Here is a 16,056-nt window from a genome sequence, read left to right on the forward strand (position 1 = left end):
TTGATTGTCTTTCCCGCTGTGCGGAGTGGCCTTTTTGCAGCTTTGCACAGTGGGGACAGTCTCTTCCTGTTCGAAAAGAGGCGCATCCACACATAGCTTGGATCTACACTGTTAGCCTACGCCCTATAGAAGCGCCCCAATGTTCTCTGGAAAAGTCGCGGTGATTACCGGTTCCACCAGCGGTATCGGTCTTGGCATTGCCACTGCCCTGGCGCGGCAAGGCGCCGACATCGTGCTGAATGGTTTTGGCGATGCGCAGGAGATTGAACGCATCCGCTCCAGTCTGGAGGCCGAGTTCGGTGTGCGGGTGGCGCATGATGGCGCCGACCTTTCGCGTGGCGAGGCGGTGCGGGAGATGATCGCTCGTACCGTTGCCACGTTGGGGCGCATCGACATCTTGGTGAACAATGCGGGCATTCAGCACACCGCCTCGATCGAGGACTTCCCCGTCGAGAAGTGGGATGCCATCCTGGCGTTGAATCTATCGGCGGTGTTCCATGCTACGGCGGCGGCCTTGCCGCACATGAAGCAGCAGGGATGGGGCCGCATCATCAATATCGCGTCGGCGCACGGTCTGGTGGGTTCGGTGAACAAATCCGCCTATGTGGCCGCCAAGCATGGCGTGGTCGGGATTACCAAGGTGACCGGGTTGGAGAACGCGGGCACGGGCATCACGGCCAACGCCATTTGCCCGGGTTGGGTGCGGACCCCGCTGGTTGAAAAGCAGATCTCTGCACTGGCGGAGCGGGCGGGGACGGATCAGGAATCCGCCGCGCGTGAGCTGCTGGCCGAGAAGCAGCCTTCGCTGCAGTTCGTGACGCCGGAACAGCTTGGGGAGATGGTGGTGTTTCTGGCGTCGGACGCCGCGGCTCAGATGACGGGCACGGCGCTGACTATGGATGGTGGTTGGACGGCGCGCTAAGCGTGGCTGCGCGGTACGTTTGATTTCCCGCCGGGCATGGCCCGGCGCTACCGGGGCAGGGTGGTAGCGCGGGGCCATGCCCCGCGAGCGCGCAGCGCGGCAAGGTCAGGCTGGCCTAACTTCCCTGCAAACCAGTTCTGCCAGCTCCCGGCAGGCGAAGAACAGCCCCTCGACCACGCCTTCGTCCAGATGTCGGTTGGGCGTAGCCACTGACTCGCAGCGGCTTGCTGCGTGCAACATCTCGACGGCCGTGAGGATCGCGACTGCTGCGCGATCAATCCGGGCCAGCGACTGCCGCCGCCCTTCAGAGAGGTTCTCTTCCGGCCACAACATTCCATCGGAACCTTCGCCATCGCGGATACGCTTGAGGCAGCCTTGGAACGTGCTGAGGTCGGAGGAGGGATTGTTGTCGTCGTTGATCGAGTCATCAACGGAGAAAGGCGGGTTCTTGCGAGTGGTCATGGCGTTGGCTTCCGTGGCTGTACTTAACAGCGCCACCGCGCGGAAGCGGGTGGCGGACGGTGCGTGGCTGCAAACCGGGAAGTGCAATGCAATTAGACCGGTGGGTACGAGTACCCCCACGCACCGCCCGCCATACAGGCCGACGGATTACCCGCCGGCACCGGTTTCCGGGCGGTGCCGACGGGCAAGCGTAAACAACGTGCATTGATACTTCACGGGTTTGCAGACCCGGCCACCCGTTGTCGGTGGCGCGCCATGTTGTTTACGGATGCACGTTCGCTTCAATGAGAAAAATCCGAAACGTGCGGATGAGTCGATAGAGCGGGAATGAGTGTGGCACGTACCAGCAACGGCGGAAGCGACACGGAATGACGCGGGCAAGGTGTCGGACTGGTACAGGCGACATGCCATGCCGCAAACAGCCCGCATTGGAGTGAGGCGCGTGACGCTTCTCGCTTACTAATCGTTGTATGAAGCACTCCAGCCGGACGCGTGGGCGACCCGCCACGTAGAGCGATGTGACACATCCGGCCGATTAGGCGTGCCGGATGCGTCATGCGGCCGCTGCGCTCGCCGGGCATGGCCCGGCGCTACCAAAGGGTTGGTCGAACGCAGCCCGGTCAACGGCGGGTTGGTCGGGCGAGGCGCAAACGTGGCCCGCGCAAACGGTCCTTACAGAGTCGCGTCCAGGAACGCGCGGATCACCGGCCCGATCTCCTGCACATGGCTTTCCAACGCGAAATGCCCGGTGTCATAGAAATGCACCTCCGCCTTCGGCAGATCGCGCTTGAATGCCTCGGCACCGGCCGGAATGAAGATCGCATCGTTGCGCCCCCACACCGCCAGCAGCGGCGGCTTACGGTCGCGGAAGTACTTCTGCAGCTGCGGGTACATCACCACGTTCGTGCGGTAATCCAGCATCAGGTCCAGCTGGATATCCAGATTGCCCGGGCGTGCCAGGCGCTCGTTGTCCAGCGTGTAGGTTTCCGGCGCGATGCGCATCGCATCCGGCGCGCCGTGGGTGTACTGCCACTGGATGCTTTCCGGGGCGAACATGCCGCGCAGTGCATCGCGGTTGGGCGCGGTCGGCGCACTCCAGTAGCGCTTGATCGGCTCCCACAGCTCGCCCAGGCCTTCTTCATAGGCGTTGCCATTCTGCGAAACGATGGCGGTGATGCGTTCCGGGTGCTGGCCGCGGGAAACGCGGTCATCGGTACGGCCGGTGTGGGGCATGCCGATGGTGGGTGTGGTGATGTCGTTGGTTGCTCGTGGGCTGCCGGCGGTGCCGGGCCGCTGTGCTCGCCGGGCATGGCCCGGCGCTACCGGGTGGGCTCGGCGCTACGGTGCTCCGATCAGCAGGGCGGGGTCGATCAGCGGGATCTCGCCGTTGTCGGCCATGGCAATGCTCTGGCTGCAGAACACATACCCCAGCGGATTGGCGGCGCGCAGCTGCTTGCGTGGCACGCTTTCGATATCGCCCACTTCATCCACGGCCAGGCCGATCACATCCACGCCGGCCCGCACCAGCGTCATCGCCGGGCAGGTATAGGTAAACGGTGTCAGCCCGCTGAGGCGGCGCAGATCGGCCACACGCAGGGCATCCCCGCGGACCGTCAGCCTGGGCCCGCCTTCGCCCACAGGGCGGTCGAAGGTCTCCTGGCCGCGGATCTCGACGGCGGCTTGGACATCCACCGCAAACCACTGCTCACCGGCCCGTACGGCCAGGTATTCAAAGAAAGAACGCGACGGCGAGGCCGGTGATCCGGCCGAAGAGGAAGACGGCTGCAAAAGGAATCCAGTGGAAGGGGCATTGCTGCTACGCCGCCATCATGCCCGCTTCGCCGCGGCAACAGTGTGCGAAGAAGATGAACGCACTCAGCCCCGTTCAGCCCGGCGTATGACTCATGCCAGAACGTACGGCACCGTCTGCAGTTCGGCCAGGTCCGTGGCGCTTACCGGGCGCGACAACGCAAAGCCCTGGATCTCGTCGCAGCCGTACGCCTGCAGCAGAGCCACCTGCTCAGGGGTCTCGGCACCTTCGCCCACCGTGTTGTAACCCAGGCCTTGCGCCAGTCTGATGACCGCCTGCACCTTCAGTTGCGCACGGGTATCCGTGGACAGGTCGTCGATCATCGACTTGTCCAGCTTGATGGTGTGGATGGGCAACTCGGTGAGGTAGCCAAAGTTGCTATAGCCACTACCGAAATCATCCACCGCCAGACGCACTCCCGCAGCAGCCAGCTCTTTCAGTTGCTCGCCGGGCGGGGAATCCGCGCGAAGCCACTCGCCTTCGGTAATTTCGATCTCCACATCCTGGCAGCGCAGGCCGTGCCTCTCGATATGCGCAAGCAGGCGGGTGGCCATGCCAACACGTGCAACATCACGCGGCGACAGGTTGATGGACAGCACCATCGAAATCCCTTCCCGGCGCCACTGGGCCAATTGCGTCAATGCACGGTCCAGTACCCAGTCGGTCACCACCTCCATCAGTGCAGTGCGTTCGAACACGGGAATGAATTCGGCCGGGCTCACTGCGCCCAGGTCGGGATGGTTCCAGCGCAGGAGCACCTCAGCGGCCACCGGCACCAGATCCCGCGCGCGATAGCGCGGCTGGTACACCAGGTAGAACTCATCATTCAGAAGTCCGCGCTCGGCGTCGGTCGCCAGACGATAGCCGCGCTTCAAGCCGGCATCCCGGCTGGCCGAGTACCAGCAGAACGGTGCGCCGGTGCTGTGCGCGCAGTGCAGGCCGATCAGCATGCGCCGGAGGACATCGTCGGCGCTGTGGCGGTCCAGTTCGATTTCGCACAGGCCTGCATGGAACATCGGGGACATCGGTACGGCGGCAGCAAGCATGGGGCGGGTCAGGCGGCCCTGCAGCTCGTTCACCATCCGCTCGGCAGCCTCACCGTCAGATTTCCTCAACACGAATGCAAACCGGGTTACCCCCACGTGGTAGACCTCGGCGACGCCTTCCAGGGCAGACTTGATGCGCGCACCCGCGCGGCGGATGAGCGCTTCCAGCGGGGCCATGCCCAGCACCTGCCCAGCTTCATTTGCCCTTGGCAGATCCAGCACGTCTACCAGTACGGCCACACACACGCGCTGTGGGGCGCGTGCCGACCAGGCGGCATAGTCAAGGGCGAACTGATGGCGGTTGGGCAGTCCGCTGACCGGGTCGCGGCGGCCCGTGAGGACCCGCAGCTCAAGCTCGTTCATGACCGCAATGGCCAGTGTCTGAAGCTGCCTGCGGTCGTCTTCCGAAAACGTTCGGGTTGCGGGGTCCATCACGCAGAGGGCGCCGATGGCTACGCCATTCTTGGCCAGCAGCGGCGCGCCGGCGTAGAACCGAAGATGTGGCGGCTTCACCACGAGCGGGTTGCCCGCGAAGCGAGGGTCGGAGCGCAGGTCGGCGACCACCATGCCGTCGACCGAGCGGATCGTGTGAGCGCAGATGGAGTGCTCGATCCGCATTTCGGCAGCGTCCAGGCCCTGCCGCGCGATCATCCGCTGGCGTTCGGTCTCAACCAGGGAAACGAAGGCCACGTCGGTCTGGAACAGGCGCGTGGCCAGTTCGGTGAGGCGGTCCAGTGAACTGCTGACAACCTCGTCCAGGGCATCCAGGCTGCCCAATGTCGACATGCGTTCATCAGAGCGGGTAGGGGCCATGTGCTTTAACCGGTTGAACGGGAACGCGGGAGCCAGATCGTCGCAACGCCTCGAACTATGAGCACTGCCAGATTTGCAGGTGTATTGCGGTGGTGCCGTGTAGACGCAGCAAGCACCACGTCAAGACGGCGCTGCAGGTCGATGGTTGCGACTGCGGTAGAGCACGGCACGGTTACGGCCGCCATGCTTGGCGCGGTACAGCGCCTTGTCGGCCTGGCGGATGGCCAGATCGGGGTCGGTCTCGGTTTCCGGGTAATGGCTGACGCCGGCGGAAATGGTGATATGCCCAACCTTGGGGAAGGGCTGCGCTTCGATGGCGGCACGCAGTCGCTCGGCCACCTGCAGTGCGGTATCGGCGGTGACTTCGGGCAGCAGCACCAGGAACTCCTCGCCACCGAGGCGGCACAGCACGTCCTGCGGGCGGGCGTTGGCGCGCATGCTCTGGGCGACGCCGGCGATGACCTGGTCACCGGCGTCGTGGCCGTGGCGGTCGTTCACGTCCTTGAAGTGGTCCACGTCGAGGGTGATGACGCCGAATGGCACACTGGTGGCGGTGAGCGCACTGAGCGCGCGTTCCAGCCCGCGCCGGTTGAGCAGCTGGGTGAGGGGATCGGTGAGCGCGGCCAGGTCGAGCTTGCCGATGCGGTCGCTGAGGTTGCGGAAGCTGACCAGCACCGCCTGCTTCAGCTGGGCCGCTTCGAAATACCAGGAATTGACCGCCTTGACCTGGGAAATGGCCGCGCTGACGTCGTGGTCCTGCGCGTGCTGGGCCAGTTCCTGCAGGGGCGAGGCAATGCGCCGCGAGCACAGCCAGATCAGCAGCAGGCACAGCAGGCCCAGCGGCGCGGCATTGCGCAGTACGGTACCGAACAGGCTGCCCATGGGCGCGGTGGCGGCTTCGATGGGACGCTGGGCGACGATGCCCCAGCCGGCAGCGGGCACCGGTGCGAAGCCCGCCAGCATATGTACGCCGTGGCTGTTGTGCGAATGCAGTGCGCCGGCGCGGCCCTGGCTGAGGGCATCGACGGCGGCGTTGCGGGTGGCGGGCTGTCCGACCCGGTCCGGCTCGGGGTTGTAGAGCACGGTGCCATCGCGGCTGACCACGTACAGGTACGAGCCATCCTCGTAGGGGTGCGTGCCGAGCAGGGAATGCAGGACGTTCGGGTCGCGCAGGTGGATGGCGGCGGTGATGTAGCCGGCGTACTCGCCGTCGGCATCGAACACGGGATGGGAGAGGGTGACGACCAGGTTGCCGGTGTGGGCCATGAACGGATCGCTGACCATCGGCAGCCGTTGCTGCAGGGCCTTGCGGTTGGCGGCGCTGGTGAGCGCCTTGCCCTGCAGTTCCGGCAGCGCGGGCGAAGTGCCGACCACCACGCCCTGCGCGTTTACCGCGATGACGCTGTTGAAGGCATCGGTCTGCTGCTTGATGCGCTCGACCTCATCGTCATGCGCCGCCGGTTGGCCAAGCTCGCGGCTGAGGCGCTCGGCCCCGACCGCGAGCTGCCGCTGCGCGTTCATAACGAAGTGCTGGGTGGACTGGGCCAGCGAGTGCGCGTACACGCGGTTGGCCTCCAGGCTCTTTTCGATGAGCTGCTGGCGCTGCACCTGGTAACTGGCCCACAGGGTATTACCCAGCATGACCAGCGCCGACAGCGTGGCAAGCGCGAGGATCAGCCGCTGCAGGTTCACCTGCCGGATCGATGCATTCACCCTCGCGCCTCCTTGGCTGCTGGTAGGCGCTCAGGCTACAACCGGGGGGAGGGCGAACCGTGCGCGCGGCCTTCACGTGGACGACGGGCCTGGCAGCGTGCCGACCAACGTTCGGCACCCACCAACAGGGTCGTGCCCCGGTAGCGCCGGGCCATGCCCGGCGAGCGCAGCGGCCAAGCCGACTCAGCCGTCGGTCGAACGGCTCAGGCCCTCCCACGCCTCGATGCCGGCAGCCAGATCCTGCAGCTTGCCGCGCACCAGCTGCACCGCATCACTGCCCAGCAGCAGGTGGGTGGGCGGGATGGGGCTGTCGATCAGCTGCAGCATGGCCTGTGCAGCCTTCAACGGGTCGCCCAGCTGCTGCCCGCTCTTGGCCTCGCGCGCGCTGCGGATGGGGTCGAACAGGGCGTCGTAGTCTTCGATCGCGCGTGGCGAGCGCACCATCGAGCGGCCGGCCCAATCGGTGCGGAACGAACCGGGCGCGACGGCGGTGACGTGGATGCCGAAGCCGGCCACTTCCTTGGCCAGCACTTCGCTGATGCCTTCCAGCGCGAACTTGCTGCCGCAGTACCAGGCGATGCCCGGCATCGTGATGAAGCCGCCCATCGAGGTGATGTTGAGGATGTTGCCGCGGCGGCGCGCACGCATGTTCGGCAGTACGGCCTTGATGAGGGCGGCCGGGCCGAACACGTTCACCTCGAACTGCTGGCGCAGGTCTGCGAGTGTCGATTCCTCGAGCACGCCTTCGTGGCCGTAACCGGCGTTGTTGACCAGCACGTCGATGGCGCCGATGTCGGTTTCGATATGGCGTACCAGCGCATCGATGGCCGTGGCATCGGTGACATCGAGCAGGCGCGCGAAGGCCTTGCCGGGTGCTAGGGCGTCGAAGTCGTGGCGGGCGGTTTCGCTGCGCACGGTGCCGACCACGCGATGGCCAGCCTGCAGGGCCTGCTGGGCCAGGGCACGGCCGAAGCCGCTGCTGACGCCGGTGATGAGGAAGAGGCGGGAGATCGTCATGGTTGCGGGTCTCGGATGCGGGACTTGCACGTTAGTGCTTGCCTGGACGACGGCCCAGACCTAGCATTCGGGCATTCTTGCCTATTCCTCTGAGGTGCCCGTGCCCGCTGTTGAACCGTCGCTGCAGGCGCGCATGGTCGGCCTGCTGCAGGCGCAGGCCACGCAGGAGGGCTACACGCTGACGGCCCTGCCGGGCGTGCGACTGCTGCGCTCGGACCGGCCGCTGGCGCGGACCCCGGTGCTGTATGACCCGGGCATCGTGATCGTCTGCCAGGGCGTGAAGCGCGGCTACATGGGCGCGAAGGTCTACCAGTACGACGCGCAGCACTACCTGGCGGTGTCGGTACCGGTGCCGTTCACCATGGAAACCGAGGCGAGCGCCGACGCGCCGCTGCTGGCGATCTACCTGCACCTGGACCTTCAACTGGCCGCGGACCTGATGCTGGAGCTGGAGGCGCACGCGGATGCTGTGCCAGCACCGGCGCAGAGCATGATGGCCAGCCCGATGGAGCCAGCGATGCAGGCCACCGTGTTGCGTCTGCTGGAGGCGCTGGGCGATCCACTGGAGGCGGCGCTGCTCGGCCCGGCGCTGGTGCGCGAGCTGTATTTCCGCGTGTTGACCGGTGCACAGGGCGGCGCGATGCGCGAGGCACTGGCAATGCGCGGGCGCTTCGGCCGCATCGGCAAGGTCCTGCGGCATATCCATGCGGCCTACGCGACAGCGCTGGATGTGGATGCGTTGGCGGCGGAGGCGGAGATGAGCGTGCCGACCTTCCACGATCACTTCCGTGCGATCACCGGTACTTCGCCGATGCAGTACGTGAAGTCGACCCGGCTGCATCAGGCGCGGTTGCTGATGCTGCGTCAGGCCATGACGGCGGAGGCGGCGGCACTGGGCGTGGGTTACGCCAGCGCGTCGCAGTTCAATCGTGAGTTCAAGCGCCTGTTCGCGCTGCCGCCCGCGGCCGAGGTGGCGCGGATGCGGCGCAGCTTCGCACTGCCACCGGCGCCGGTGGATGCGGTGTATGTGTCGTCGCATTGAGGACTGACCGGACGCGCGTGTCGGCTGATAGTCACAAGACCCGCACAGGCGGCTGGTTAACGTGACGCACGCGTTTCCACCTCCGGCACGACTTTCTACGTCGCGTCATTCTCCTTTCCGGAAGTCCCCATGTCTGCCCTGCCTTTGCGTGCGCTGGCCTACCAGAGCACCGTCTCGTGTCCGTTGGCCGCCGATTCGATAGACGAACTGCTCATCGATGCCATGGCGCGTAACCAGGCGCTATCGGTGACCGGCGTGCTGCTGTTCGATGGGCATCGGTTCTTCCAGTATCTGGAAGGCCCGGAAGAGGCCATCTACCAGGTTTTCAGCCGGATCGAGGCCGCCACGCGCCATGGCAATGTAGTGGTGCAGTTTGATGAAGCGGTCAGCGAGCGCTACTTCCGCACCTGGTCGATGGTGTGCCGCAGCGTGGACGTGTCGGCCCTGCACGCCATCGCCGCGGGCAAGTGGAAGCGGCATTTCCCCACGGTGCGCGAGGACCGCCGTGCGGTGCCGGGGCTGGCGCCGCTGGTGGACTTCTGGGAACTGCCGCACGCGTGAGCGTGCTCACTCCGGCATGACGGGGTGAGCGGCTAGGGTGGCTGCTCACACGAGGGGGAAGCATGGAAGAATCGAACGGCGGTATGGTGCGCTGGCTGAGTTTCCGGCTGCGCAATGGGCAATCGATCGGCCCGGAACGGTTGCGCGAGGCGTGGACCTGGGCCTGCCAGTCGCCGCGTTCGGGTGTGCGCCGCGAGCAGCTGGGCGAAGACCACTGGGTCTACGCCTTGTACGGCCCAGAGCTGATCTCCTGCCCACGGACTGCCGAGCAGCGCATGCGTGGCTTCCTGCTGGAGGCGGGCTATATCTTCACGATGGGTTCGCTGGGGCGGCGCGAGGCCGCCTGACGCCGCGCTCAACCTTGCCTACGCTGCTGCACCGCCCAAGGCAGGGAAGTGCGGGCGCAGCAGCGAGGCAAGCAGCTCCATGCCGGGGCTGGCCACGGTTGCGCGGCGCCCGAACTCGTCCCACTGCGCGTTGACCAGGCCGGAGACGATGGTCTGGCCGGTTTCGACCCGGGTCATTGCCCAGTAGGGCACCGCACGCGTTTCGATCGGGGCATCCAGCACCTGCACCAGGCCGTGGTGCGAGCGGCTTTCGTGAATGCGATGCATGACGGTCGTCAGCCCGTCCGGGGGGCCCTCGAGGTATTGGAAGAACTGCTGCCCACTGATGAGCAACGCTCCAGTGACGCCTGCAACGCGATTGAACGAGGCCGATTGGGAGATGATGCCGCGGATCTTCTCATCGGAAAGGCCAGCCGACATGTGGCTGGAGTACGCAAATGCACGGAGCATGGAAGGGGTTCGTATGTGACGCGCGTCACTATACGGAGCCGCCTTCGGGGAGGCGTGAGGCTTTGCTCACGCGTTCTGCGGGCAAGCGCTGTCTAGGGGATCCGTTGACGGCGGCGTGCGCCCCGATGCCGTACATTGGTGTCGACAGTCTCACTTTCTGCAGCGGGCCGGATGCCCCTGGGGTGCTGCGACTCCCGCTTTTCTCCAGGAATTGAAATGCAGCCCCATTTTCCCGTGTTCCCCCGTGCTGCAGGCGCTGCGGCCGAGCGTGTCCGTCATCACGACTGGTCGGCGACAGCCCTTGGGGCCGTTGCGCAGTGGCCCGCTTCACTGCGCTGTGCGGTGGAATTGATGCTCAATTCCCCGGAAAGCATGTACCTGGTCTGGGGCGACGAGCTGGTTTTCCTGTTCAACGATGCCTATGCACCGATCCTGGGGCCGCGCCTGGACCAAGCGATGGGCGCACCGCTGCGCAGCCTCTGGGCCGATGCGTGGCCTGCAGTACGCGAGCCGATCGAGCAAGCTTTTGCCGGGAAGGGGTCGCGTTTCGAGAATGTGCCGGTGGCGATGAACCGCTATGGGACGCCGGAAGACACCTGGTGGACGTTCTCGTTCTCCCCGCTGTACGGGGACGAGGAAGAGGTCGCGGGCGCCTTCTGCGTGACCAAGGAAGTGACCGGCATGGTGGTCGCGCAGGATCGCCTGGCACGCGAGAATGAACGGCTGATCGCGCTGTTCGAGAAGTCCCCGCTGTTCATGGCGTTCCTGACCGGGCCGGAACACTGCATCGAGCTGGTCAATCCGGGCTATGCAAGCCTGATCGGGCACCGCGAGGTGATTGGCCGCCCCATTGTCGAGGCGCTGCCGGAGGTGCTGGACCAGGGGTATCTGCATCTGCTGGATGAGGTCTACCGCACGGGTGAGCCGTACATCGGGCGCAAGGTGGCCTACGACAGCGGCATCGCGCAGGCCGGCAGCGATCCGCGCCATATCGTCGACGTGGTGTTCCAGCCGTGCAAGGACGAGACGGGGCAGGTCAACGGCATCTTCGTGCAGGGTCTGGACTTGACGCCGCAGGTGGCGCTTGAGCGTCACCTCTCGCTGACCGAGGCGCGGCACCGGCAGATCATGGACAGTGCCCGTGACTACGCGATCATCGCCTTCGACATGGACGGTCTGGTGACGCTGTGGAACCGCGGCGCGGAGGAGATTCTCGGTTGGCATGAGTCCGAAGTGCTGGGCCGTCATGGCGAGGTGCTTTACCTGGACGATGACCGACTGGCCGGTCGCTTCGGCTACAACATGGACCAGGCGCGGTTGCGGGGAGGTCTGAGCGGTGAGCGCTGGCTGCGTCGGCGCGACGGGGAGCGGTTCTGGGCACATGGCTCGATGGCGGTCCTGCGTGGCCATGAAGGCGAGGCCGTGGGCTATGTGGTGGTGTTCCGCGACCGCACCGCTGAGCGACACGCCTCCGAAGCGCTGGTGCAGAGCGAGCGACGACTGGGGGCGCTGGTTGCTGCAGCAACGCAGTCGCTGTACGCCATTTCTGCCGACTGGCAGCAGGTAAACCTGATCTATCGCCAGGGCGGCGCCGCGGACCTTCGCGAGGCCGGCGGGTCGTGGCGCGATCAGTTGATCCATCCTGCCGATCGTGACGCCGTGGATGCCGCCATCGAAGAAGCACGCGAGATGGGTTCGGCGCTGGAGGTTGAACACCGCAGCCTGATGCCCGACGGCGAGGTTCGCTGGTTGCAGATGCGTGCCGTGCCGCTGCTGGATGAAGACGGGCAGGTACGGGAGTGGTTTGGTGCAGCGGCTGACATCAGTGACCGCCGCATTGCCCAGCAGCGTCTGCAACAGATGACCCTGACCCTGGAGGAGCGGGTGCAGGCACGAACGGCCGAACTGATGGCCATGGAAGAGCGTCTGCGGCAGGGCCAGAAGATGGAGTCGCTGGGCCAGTTGACCGGCGGCATCGCGCACGATTTCAACAACATGCTGACCGCTGTTTCGATGGGTCTGGAGCTGCTGGAACTGCGGGTGGGGCAGGGGCGCGTGGAGGATCTGCAGCGTTATCTCGAGATGGCTCGAGGTGGCGCCGAGCGGGCTGCGGCACTGACCCAACGTCTGCTCGCGTTTTCGCGGCGGCAGACCCTGGCGCCATCGTCGGTGCGCGTTTCCACGCTGGTAAGCGGCATGCTGGACATTCTCAGTCGTTCCATCGGGCCTTCGATCAGCATTGAAACGCGACTGCGGGACGGCGGCGATGACGTACTGGTGGATGCGCCGCAGCTTGAGAACGCCCTGCTCAATCTCTGCATCAACGCCCGCGACGCCATGCCCGAAGGCGGAACGCTGGTCATCGCCTCGGACATCGAGGTGGTGACAAGCGCACGCGGTGAGCAGCTTGGACTGCCCGCAGCGACGTACGTGCGCCTTTCCGTGTGTGATACCGGGACCGGTATGGATGCCAGCGTGCTGGAGAAGGTATTCGAACCGTTCTTCACCACCAAGCCGATCGGCCAGGGCACCGGGCTCGGCCTTTCGATGATCTACGGGTTTACCCGGCAGTCGGGCGGGCAGGTGGACGTCGAATCCACGCCGGGGCAGGGCACCACGATCAGCCTGTATCTGCCGCAGTTCAGCCCCGCGCCGGCGACCTGCGCCGAGCCCGTGGCCGATGCCTCAACCATGCCAATGCTCTCGGGCCGCTCAGTGCTGCTGGTTGAGGATGAAGCGTCCATCCGGGCGCTGGTGCGCGATGTCCTGAGCACGCAGGGTCATCACGTGACCGAAGCGGCGAATGGCAGCGAGGCGCTTTCGTTGTTGGCGACTGACCATTCGTTCGACCTGCTGGTGACCGATGTGGGCCTGACGGGAGCATTGAATGGACGCCAGGTTGCCGACGCGGGTCGGCAGTCGCGACCGGCGATGCCTGTTCTGTTCATCACCGGCTACGCAGCATTTGCGGCGGTGGGCGGTGAGCACCTTGAGGCGGGCATGGAGATTCTGACCAAACCCTTCTCTGCCGTAGAACTCGAGCGGCGCGTAGACCGGTTGCTGGCAGGGGAATTCAGATCGTGGAGTGCACCGACTTCAGAAGCTCCCGCAGCGTGAACGGCTTGCGCAGCAGGGGTATGTGGCGGGGCAGGATCTCCGGATCGCCCGCGAGCTGGCCAGCGTAACCGGTCATCAGCAGGACGCGTAAGGCGGGGTCACGGCCCATCGCGTGGCGCGCGAGCTCGCAACCGTTCATGCCCGGCAGCCGGATGTCCGAGATCAGAAGATCGAATGACCCGGCGCTGCATAGCGCCGTCACCGCCGCTTCTGCATCGCCAACCGCAGTGATCTCGTAGCCGCTTTCGGACAGGACATCCTCGGTAAGTTCGCGGATGGCCGTGTCATCCTCTACAAGCAGGATGCGTTGCGTGGTCGGTGGAGTCACAGCGGGGGAGTTCTCGATGCATGTGGCGGAACTGCAGATGCCCTCGATTGAGGGCACCCGGATGCCGCGAGATGAGGCGCGGCGGTATTTCAGTGAATCAGTGGCGCGCGTCATCCTTGGCCTTGCCGACGGCGCTCTGCACTTTGCCAACGCCCTTCTGTGCCTTGCCTTCAAGTTCCTGCGTCTTGTTGCCGGTGACCTTGCCGGCCACTTCCTTCACCGTGCCCTTGACCTGGTTCTTGGCACCTTCGGTACGATTCTTGTCCATTGCAGAACACCTTTCTGGAAAGCCCGGGATGGGGGCTTAGATCCTGCGTGCGTGGGGGTGGCGTGCCAGTGAAAGAAACGCGAGCGCCATCCTCACGCGGGTGGCGCCTGGGCATGCCCGACGGGAAATGCGGCGCGGCCCCTCGGTGGCGCAAAGCAATGCCTGGCGAGCATCGGGTTATGGCCCGCGGACCCGACACCGTGCCGACCAACGGTCGGCACCCACCAGCAGGGTCGCGAGGCCACGATCCCCGGTAGCGCCGGGCCATGCCCGGCGGATTGACAGTGAATCTACCTACTAGTAGGGTGAGTCCCCATGAAAGACACGCTCTCCCCCAAAGCCCACGAGATCCTCGCCCACGCCCGTTCGCTGCTGGAAGCCGGCGGCTACAACGGTTTCAGCTACGCCGACATCTCGGCGCGGGTGAACATCAGCAAGGCCAGCATCCACCACCACTTCCCCAGCAAGGCGGATCTGGTGCGGACGGTGGTGGTGCTCTACCGGGCCGAGGCGCGCGAGGGCCTGGCGCTGCTCGACCGGCAGCTGGGCGACCCGCTGCAGGAGCTCAATGCCTACGTGGATTACTGGTCCAGCTGCATTGCCGGCGGCACGTCCTCGTTCTGCATCTGCGCGATGCTGGCCGCGGAGGCGCCGATGATTCCGGCCGAGATCGCCGATGAAGTGCGCGGCCACTTCGAGGATCTGAGCGGCTGGCTGGCGCTGACGCTGGAGAAGGGCGCGGCGACCGGCCAGCTGCGGCTGCAGGGTTCGGCAGCGGATGAGGCCAAGGCGTTCATGTCATCGGTGCACGGCGCGATGCTGGCCGCGCGCGGCCTGGGTGATGCGGCCACGTTCGCGGCGCTGGCGCGCCTGGCCATTGCGCGGGTCAGCGCGGCGGCCTGAGGTTTGTGTGATGGGCCTGCGGCAACGCGGGCCTTCTTTTTACCCTTTAAGCCTACCTACTAGTAGGTTCAATCATCCTCGGAGACATCCCATGGCACACCCCCTGTCCACCCTCGGCGCGATCCACACTGCCGTCAGCCTGATCCCGGTCCTGGCCGGCCTGTATGGCTTCATTCGCCATCGCGCGATTGACCCGGCCACGCGCTCGGGCAAGCTCTACCTGCTGGGCCTGGTGCTGTCGGTCGCGACGGCCTTCACCATCTCCAGCACCGGCGGGTTGAACCCCGGCCATGCGTTCGGGGTGATCGTGCTGCTGATAGCCTTCGGCGGCGTGTTCGCGGGGCGGCTGCGTTTCCTAGGCCGCTTGGCGCCGTACCTGTCGACGTTCGCCTTGTCCTTCAGCTTCCTGCTGTCACTGGTGCCGGGCACCAACGAAACGCTGACCCGCGTGCCGGTGGGCCATCCCATTGCCGCCGCGCCGCTGGCACCGGTGGTGCTGCAGGTGTTGCTGGGCTGCGCGGTGGTGTTCGTGATCGGCTTCGCGGCGCAGTGCTGGCGCATCCATGCGCGCAACAAACATGCGCGGGCCTGATGCCATCAGGCTGCGATCGGGTGAAGTCGGCCGGCGGCCTGCAGCACATCAAGGATCTGCGCGGTGATCCATTCCTCGCTGCCCGTGGCGTCGATCACGTGGCAGCGCTGCGGATCACGCCGCGCCGCCTCCAGCAGGCCGCGACGGATGCGACCGAAGTTGCGATGCGCCTCGGCCGGGTCGCTGTGTCGCGCAGGTGCATTTGCATCACGACGTTGCAAAGCCGTCTTGGCATCGAGATCCAGGATGAAGGTGAAGTCCGGACGCGTCTGGCCGGTGACATAGTTCGAAACGACATCGAGGAACGACTCGGACATGGTGTTCTCGAAGACCTGGAAGGCGAAGGTTGAATCGATGAATCTGTCGCAAACAACCCACGACCCGGCATCAAGCGCTGGGCGAATCACGCTTCGTACGTGGTCATGGCGCGCGGCGGAAACCAGCAGCATTTCTTCGTAGGCGTCGAGCCTGCGCGCGCGCTGTTTCACCAGGATTGCCCGTATTTCCGGGCCGATATGGCCACCGTCGGGTTCCTTCGCAGCGACGACGTCAATGTCGCGTTCGCCCAATGCCGTGATCAGACGCTTGGCCTGCGTTGTCTTTCCGCTGCCGTCTATCCCTTCAAACGTGACAAAAGCCATCGTGTCTGCCCTATAAATCGTTAA

General features: G+C 65.4%; 17 protein-coding genes. 7 read left to right on the top strand and 10 right to left on the bottom strand.

The annotated features are described in order from the left end of the window. The first annotated feature begins 139 nt into the window (after positions 1-139). Positions 140-922 carry a 3-hydroxybutyrate dehydrogenase gene (locus IAE56_RS05690; protein ID WP_200751807.1) on the top strand — a complete coding sequence of 261 codons (783 nt, stop codon included), beginning with the start codon at positions 140-142 and terminating at the stop codon, positions 920-922. Between the two features lie 105 nt (positions 923-1,027). Here the strand turns inward: IAE56_RS05690 and IAE56_RS05695 are convergent, their stop codons facing one another. The 6 genes from IAE56_RS05695 to IAE56_RS05720 all read right to left on the bottom strand — a co-directional run bounded on the left by IAE56_RS05695 (position 1,028) and on the right by IAE56_RS05720 (position 7,783). Beyond that, on the bottom strand, positions 1,028-1,384 hold the full coding sequence (locus IAE56_RS05695) for a hypothetical protein (protein ID WP_200751808.1): 357 nt from the start codon (positions 1,382-1,384) through the stop codon (positions 1,028-1,030). Between the two features lie 672 nt (positions 1,385-2,056). Next, complete coding sequence (locus IAE56_RS21065; protein ID WP_234455911.1) at positions 2,057-2,617, bottom strand: alpha/beta hydrolase; 561 nt, start codon at positions 2,615-2,617, stop codon at positions 2,057-2,059. Positions 2,618-2,722: 105 nt separating this feature from the next. Next, entirely contained in the window at positions 2,723-3,172 is a 450-nt protein-coding gene (locus IAE56_RS05705; protein ID WP_234455912.1) for a chemotaxis protein CheW, read from the bottom strand. 114 nt (positions 3,173-3,286) lie between these two features. Further along, the gene (locus IAE56_RS05710) at positions 3,287-5,053 is read right to left on the bottom strand and encodes a sensor domain-containing phosphodiesterase (protein ID WP_234455913.1); all 1,767 of its coding nucleotides are present in this window, start codon (positions 5,051-5,053) and stop codon (positions 3,287-3,289) included. 120 nt (positions 5,054-5,173) lie between these two features. Next, positions 5,174-6,766, bottom strand: coding sequence for a sensor domain-containing diguanylate cyclase (locus IAE56_RS05715; RefSeq protein ID WP_325167168.1), 1,593 nt, complete (start codon positions 6,764-6,766; stop codon positions 5,174-5,176). Positions 6,767-6,949: 183 nt separating this feature from the next. Beyond that, positions 6,950-7,783: an oxidoreductase gene (locus IAE56_RS05720; RefSeq protein WP_200751810.1), complete on the bottom strand. Its 834-nt coding sequence runs from the start codon at positions 7,781-7,783 to the stop codon at positions 6,950-6,952. A 100-nt stretch (positions 7,784-7,883) separates the two neighbouring features. On the opposite strand from IAE56_RS05720, the gene IAE56_RS05725 reads away from it, so the two are divergent. From IAE56_RS05725 to IAE56_RS05735, 3 genes are all read left to right on the top strand, one after another. Continuing rightward, positions 7,884-8,825 (top strand): AraC family transcriptional regulator, encoded by a 942-nt coding sequence (locus IAE56_RS05725; protein WP_325167169.1) that lies wholly within the window; start codon positions 7,884-7,886, stop codon positions 8,823-8,825. A gap of 129 nt (positions 8,826-8,954) precedes the next feature. Next, the gene (locus IAE56_RS05730; protein ID WP_108768650.1) at positions 8,955-9,386 is read left to right on the top strand and encodes a BLUF domain-containing protein; all 432 of its coding nucleotides are present in this window, start codon (positions 8,955-8,957) and stop codon (positions 9,384-9,386) included. Between the two features lie 62 nt (positions 9,387-9,448). Further along, positions 9,449-9,733, top strand: coding sequence for a hypothetical protein (locus tag IAE56_RS05735; protein ID WP_174213503.1), 285 nt, complete (start codon positions 9,449-9,451; stop codon positions 9,731-9,733). A gap of 18 nt (positions 9,734-9,751) precedes the next feature. On the opposite strand, the gene IAE56_RS05740 is transcribed toward IAE56_RS05735, so the two are convergent. Further along, the gene (locus IAE56_RS05740; RefSeq protein WP_200751811.1) at positions 9,752-10,183 is read right to left on the bottom strand and encodes a BLUF domain-containing protein; all 432 of its coding nucleotides are present in this window, start codon (positions 10,181-10,183) and stop codon (positions 9,752-9,754) included. Between the two features lie 216 nt (positions 10,184-10,399). Here IAE56_RS05740 and IAE56_RS05745 point away from each other — a divergent pair, with 216 nt between their 5' ends. Then, the gene (locus IAE56_RS05745; protein ID WP_200751812.1) at positions 10,400-13,300 is read left to right on the top strand and encodes a PAS domain S-box protein; all 2,901 of its coding nucleotides are present in this window, start codon (positions 10,400-10,402) and stop codon (positions 13,298-13,300) included. Here the strand turns inward: IAE56_RS05745 and IAE56_RS05750 are convergent. After that, a complete protein-coding gene (locus tag IAE56_RS05750) occupies positions 13,257-13,601 on the bottom strand; it encodes a response regulator (protein WP_200751840.1) in 345 nt (114 codons plus the stop codon). The two genes, IAE56_RS05745 and IAE56_RS05750, sit on opposite strands and share 44 nt — an antisense overlap. Positions 13,602-13,725: 124 nt before the next feature. Then, positions 13,726-13,896, bottom strand: coding sequence for a CsbD family protein (locus IAE56_RS05755; protein WP_079221650.1), 171 nt, complete (start codon positions 13,894-13,896; stop codon positions 13,726-13,728). 315 nt (positions 13,897-14,211) lie between these two features. Here IAE56_RS05755 and IAE56_RS05760 point away from each other — a divergent pair, with 315 nt between their 5' ends. Together IAE56_RS05760 and IAE56_RS05765 are read left to right on the top strand one after the other, a co-directional pair. Then, on the top strand, positions 14,212-14,799 hold the full coding sequence (locus IAE56_RS05760) for a TetR/AcrR family transcriptional regulator (RefSeq protein ID WP_200751813.1): 588 nt from the start codon (positions 14,212-14,214) through the stop codon (positions 14,797-14,799). Between the two features lie 91 nt (positions 14,800-14,890). Continuing rightward, positions 14,891-15,391, top strand: a complete 501-nt coding sequence (locus IAE56_RS05765) for a hypothetical protein (protein ID WP_108768655.1) — start codon at positions 14,891-14,893, stop codon at positions 15,389-15,391. Between the two features lie 5 nt (positions 15,392-15,396). Here IAE56_RS05765 and tmk read toward each other — a convergent pair whose 3' ends face one another. Beyond that, positions 15,397-16,032, bottom strand: a complete 636-nt coding sequence (gene tmk, locus IAE56_RS05770; protein WP_200751814.1) for a dTMP kinase — start codon at positions 16,030-16,032, stop codon at positions 15,397-15,399. Positions 16,033-16,056 lie beyond the last annotated feature (24 nt).

It is taken from the genome of Stenotrophomonas sp. S41, from assembly GCF_016624625.1.
Classification (GTDB): domain Bacteria; phylum Pseudomonadota; class Gammaproteobacteria; order Xanthomonadales; family Xanthomonadaceae; genus Stenotrophomonas.

Bases quoted from the DNA above. Each gene is read 5' to 3' on its own strand.
- IAE56_RS05690 (WP_200751807.1), top strand. From the start codon at position 140: ATGTTCTCTGGAAAAGTCGCGGTGATTACCGGTTCCACCAGCGGTATC.
- IAE56_RS05695 (WP_200751808.1), bottom strand. From the start codon at position 1,384: ATGACCACTCGCAAGAACCCGCCTTTCTCCGTTGATGACTCGATCAAC.
- IAE56_RS21065 (WP_234455911.1), bottom strand. From the start codon at position 2,617: ATGCCCCACACCGGCCGTACCGATGACCGCGTTTCCCGCGGCCAGCAC.
- IAE56_RS05710 (WP_234455913.1), bottom strand. From the start codon at position 5,053: ATGGCCCCTACCCGCTCTGATGAACGCATGTCGACATTGGGCAGCCTG.
- IAE56_RS05720 (WP_200751810.1), bottom strand. From the start codon at position 7,783: ATGACGATCTCCCGCCTCTTCCTCATCACCGGCGTCAGCAGCGGCTTC.
- IAE56_RS05730 (WP_108768650.1), top strand. From the start codon at position 8,955: ATGTCTGCCCTGCCTTTGCGTGCGCTGGCCTACCAGAGCACCGTCTCG.
- IAE56_RS05735 (WP_174213503.1), top strand. From the start codon at position 9,449: ATGGAAGAATCGAACGGCGGTATGGTGCGCTGGCTGAGTTTCCGGCTG.
- IAE56_RS05740 (WP_200751811.1), bottom strand. From the start codon at position 10,183: ATGCTCCGTGCATTTGCGTACTCCAGCCACATGTCGGCTGGCCTTTCC.
- IAE56_RS05745 (WP_200751812.1), top strand. From the start codon at position 10,400: ATGCAGCCCCATTTTCCCGTGTTCCCCCGTGCTGCAGGCGCTGCGGCC.
- IAE56_RS05755 (WP_079221650.1), bottom strand. From the start codon at position 13,896: ATGGACAAGAATCGTACCGAAGGTGCCAAGAACCAGGTCAAGGGCACG.
- IAE56_RS05760 (WP_200751813.1), top strand. From the start codon at position 14,212: ATGAAAGACACGCTCTCCCCCAAAGCCCACGAGATCCTCGCCCACGCC.
- IAE56_RS05765 (WP_108768655.1), top strand. From the start codon at position 14,891: ATGGCACACCCCCTGTCCACCCTCGGCGCGATCCACACTGCCGTCAGC.
- tmk (WP_200751814.1), bottom strand. From the start codon at position 16,032: ATGGCTTTTGTCACGTTTGAAGGGATAGACGGCAGCGGAAAGACAACG.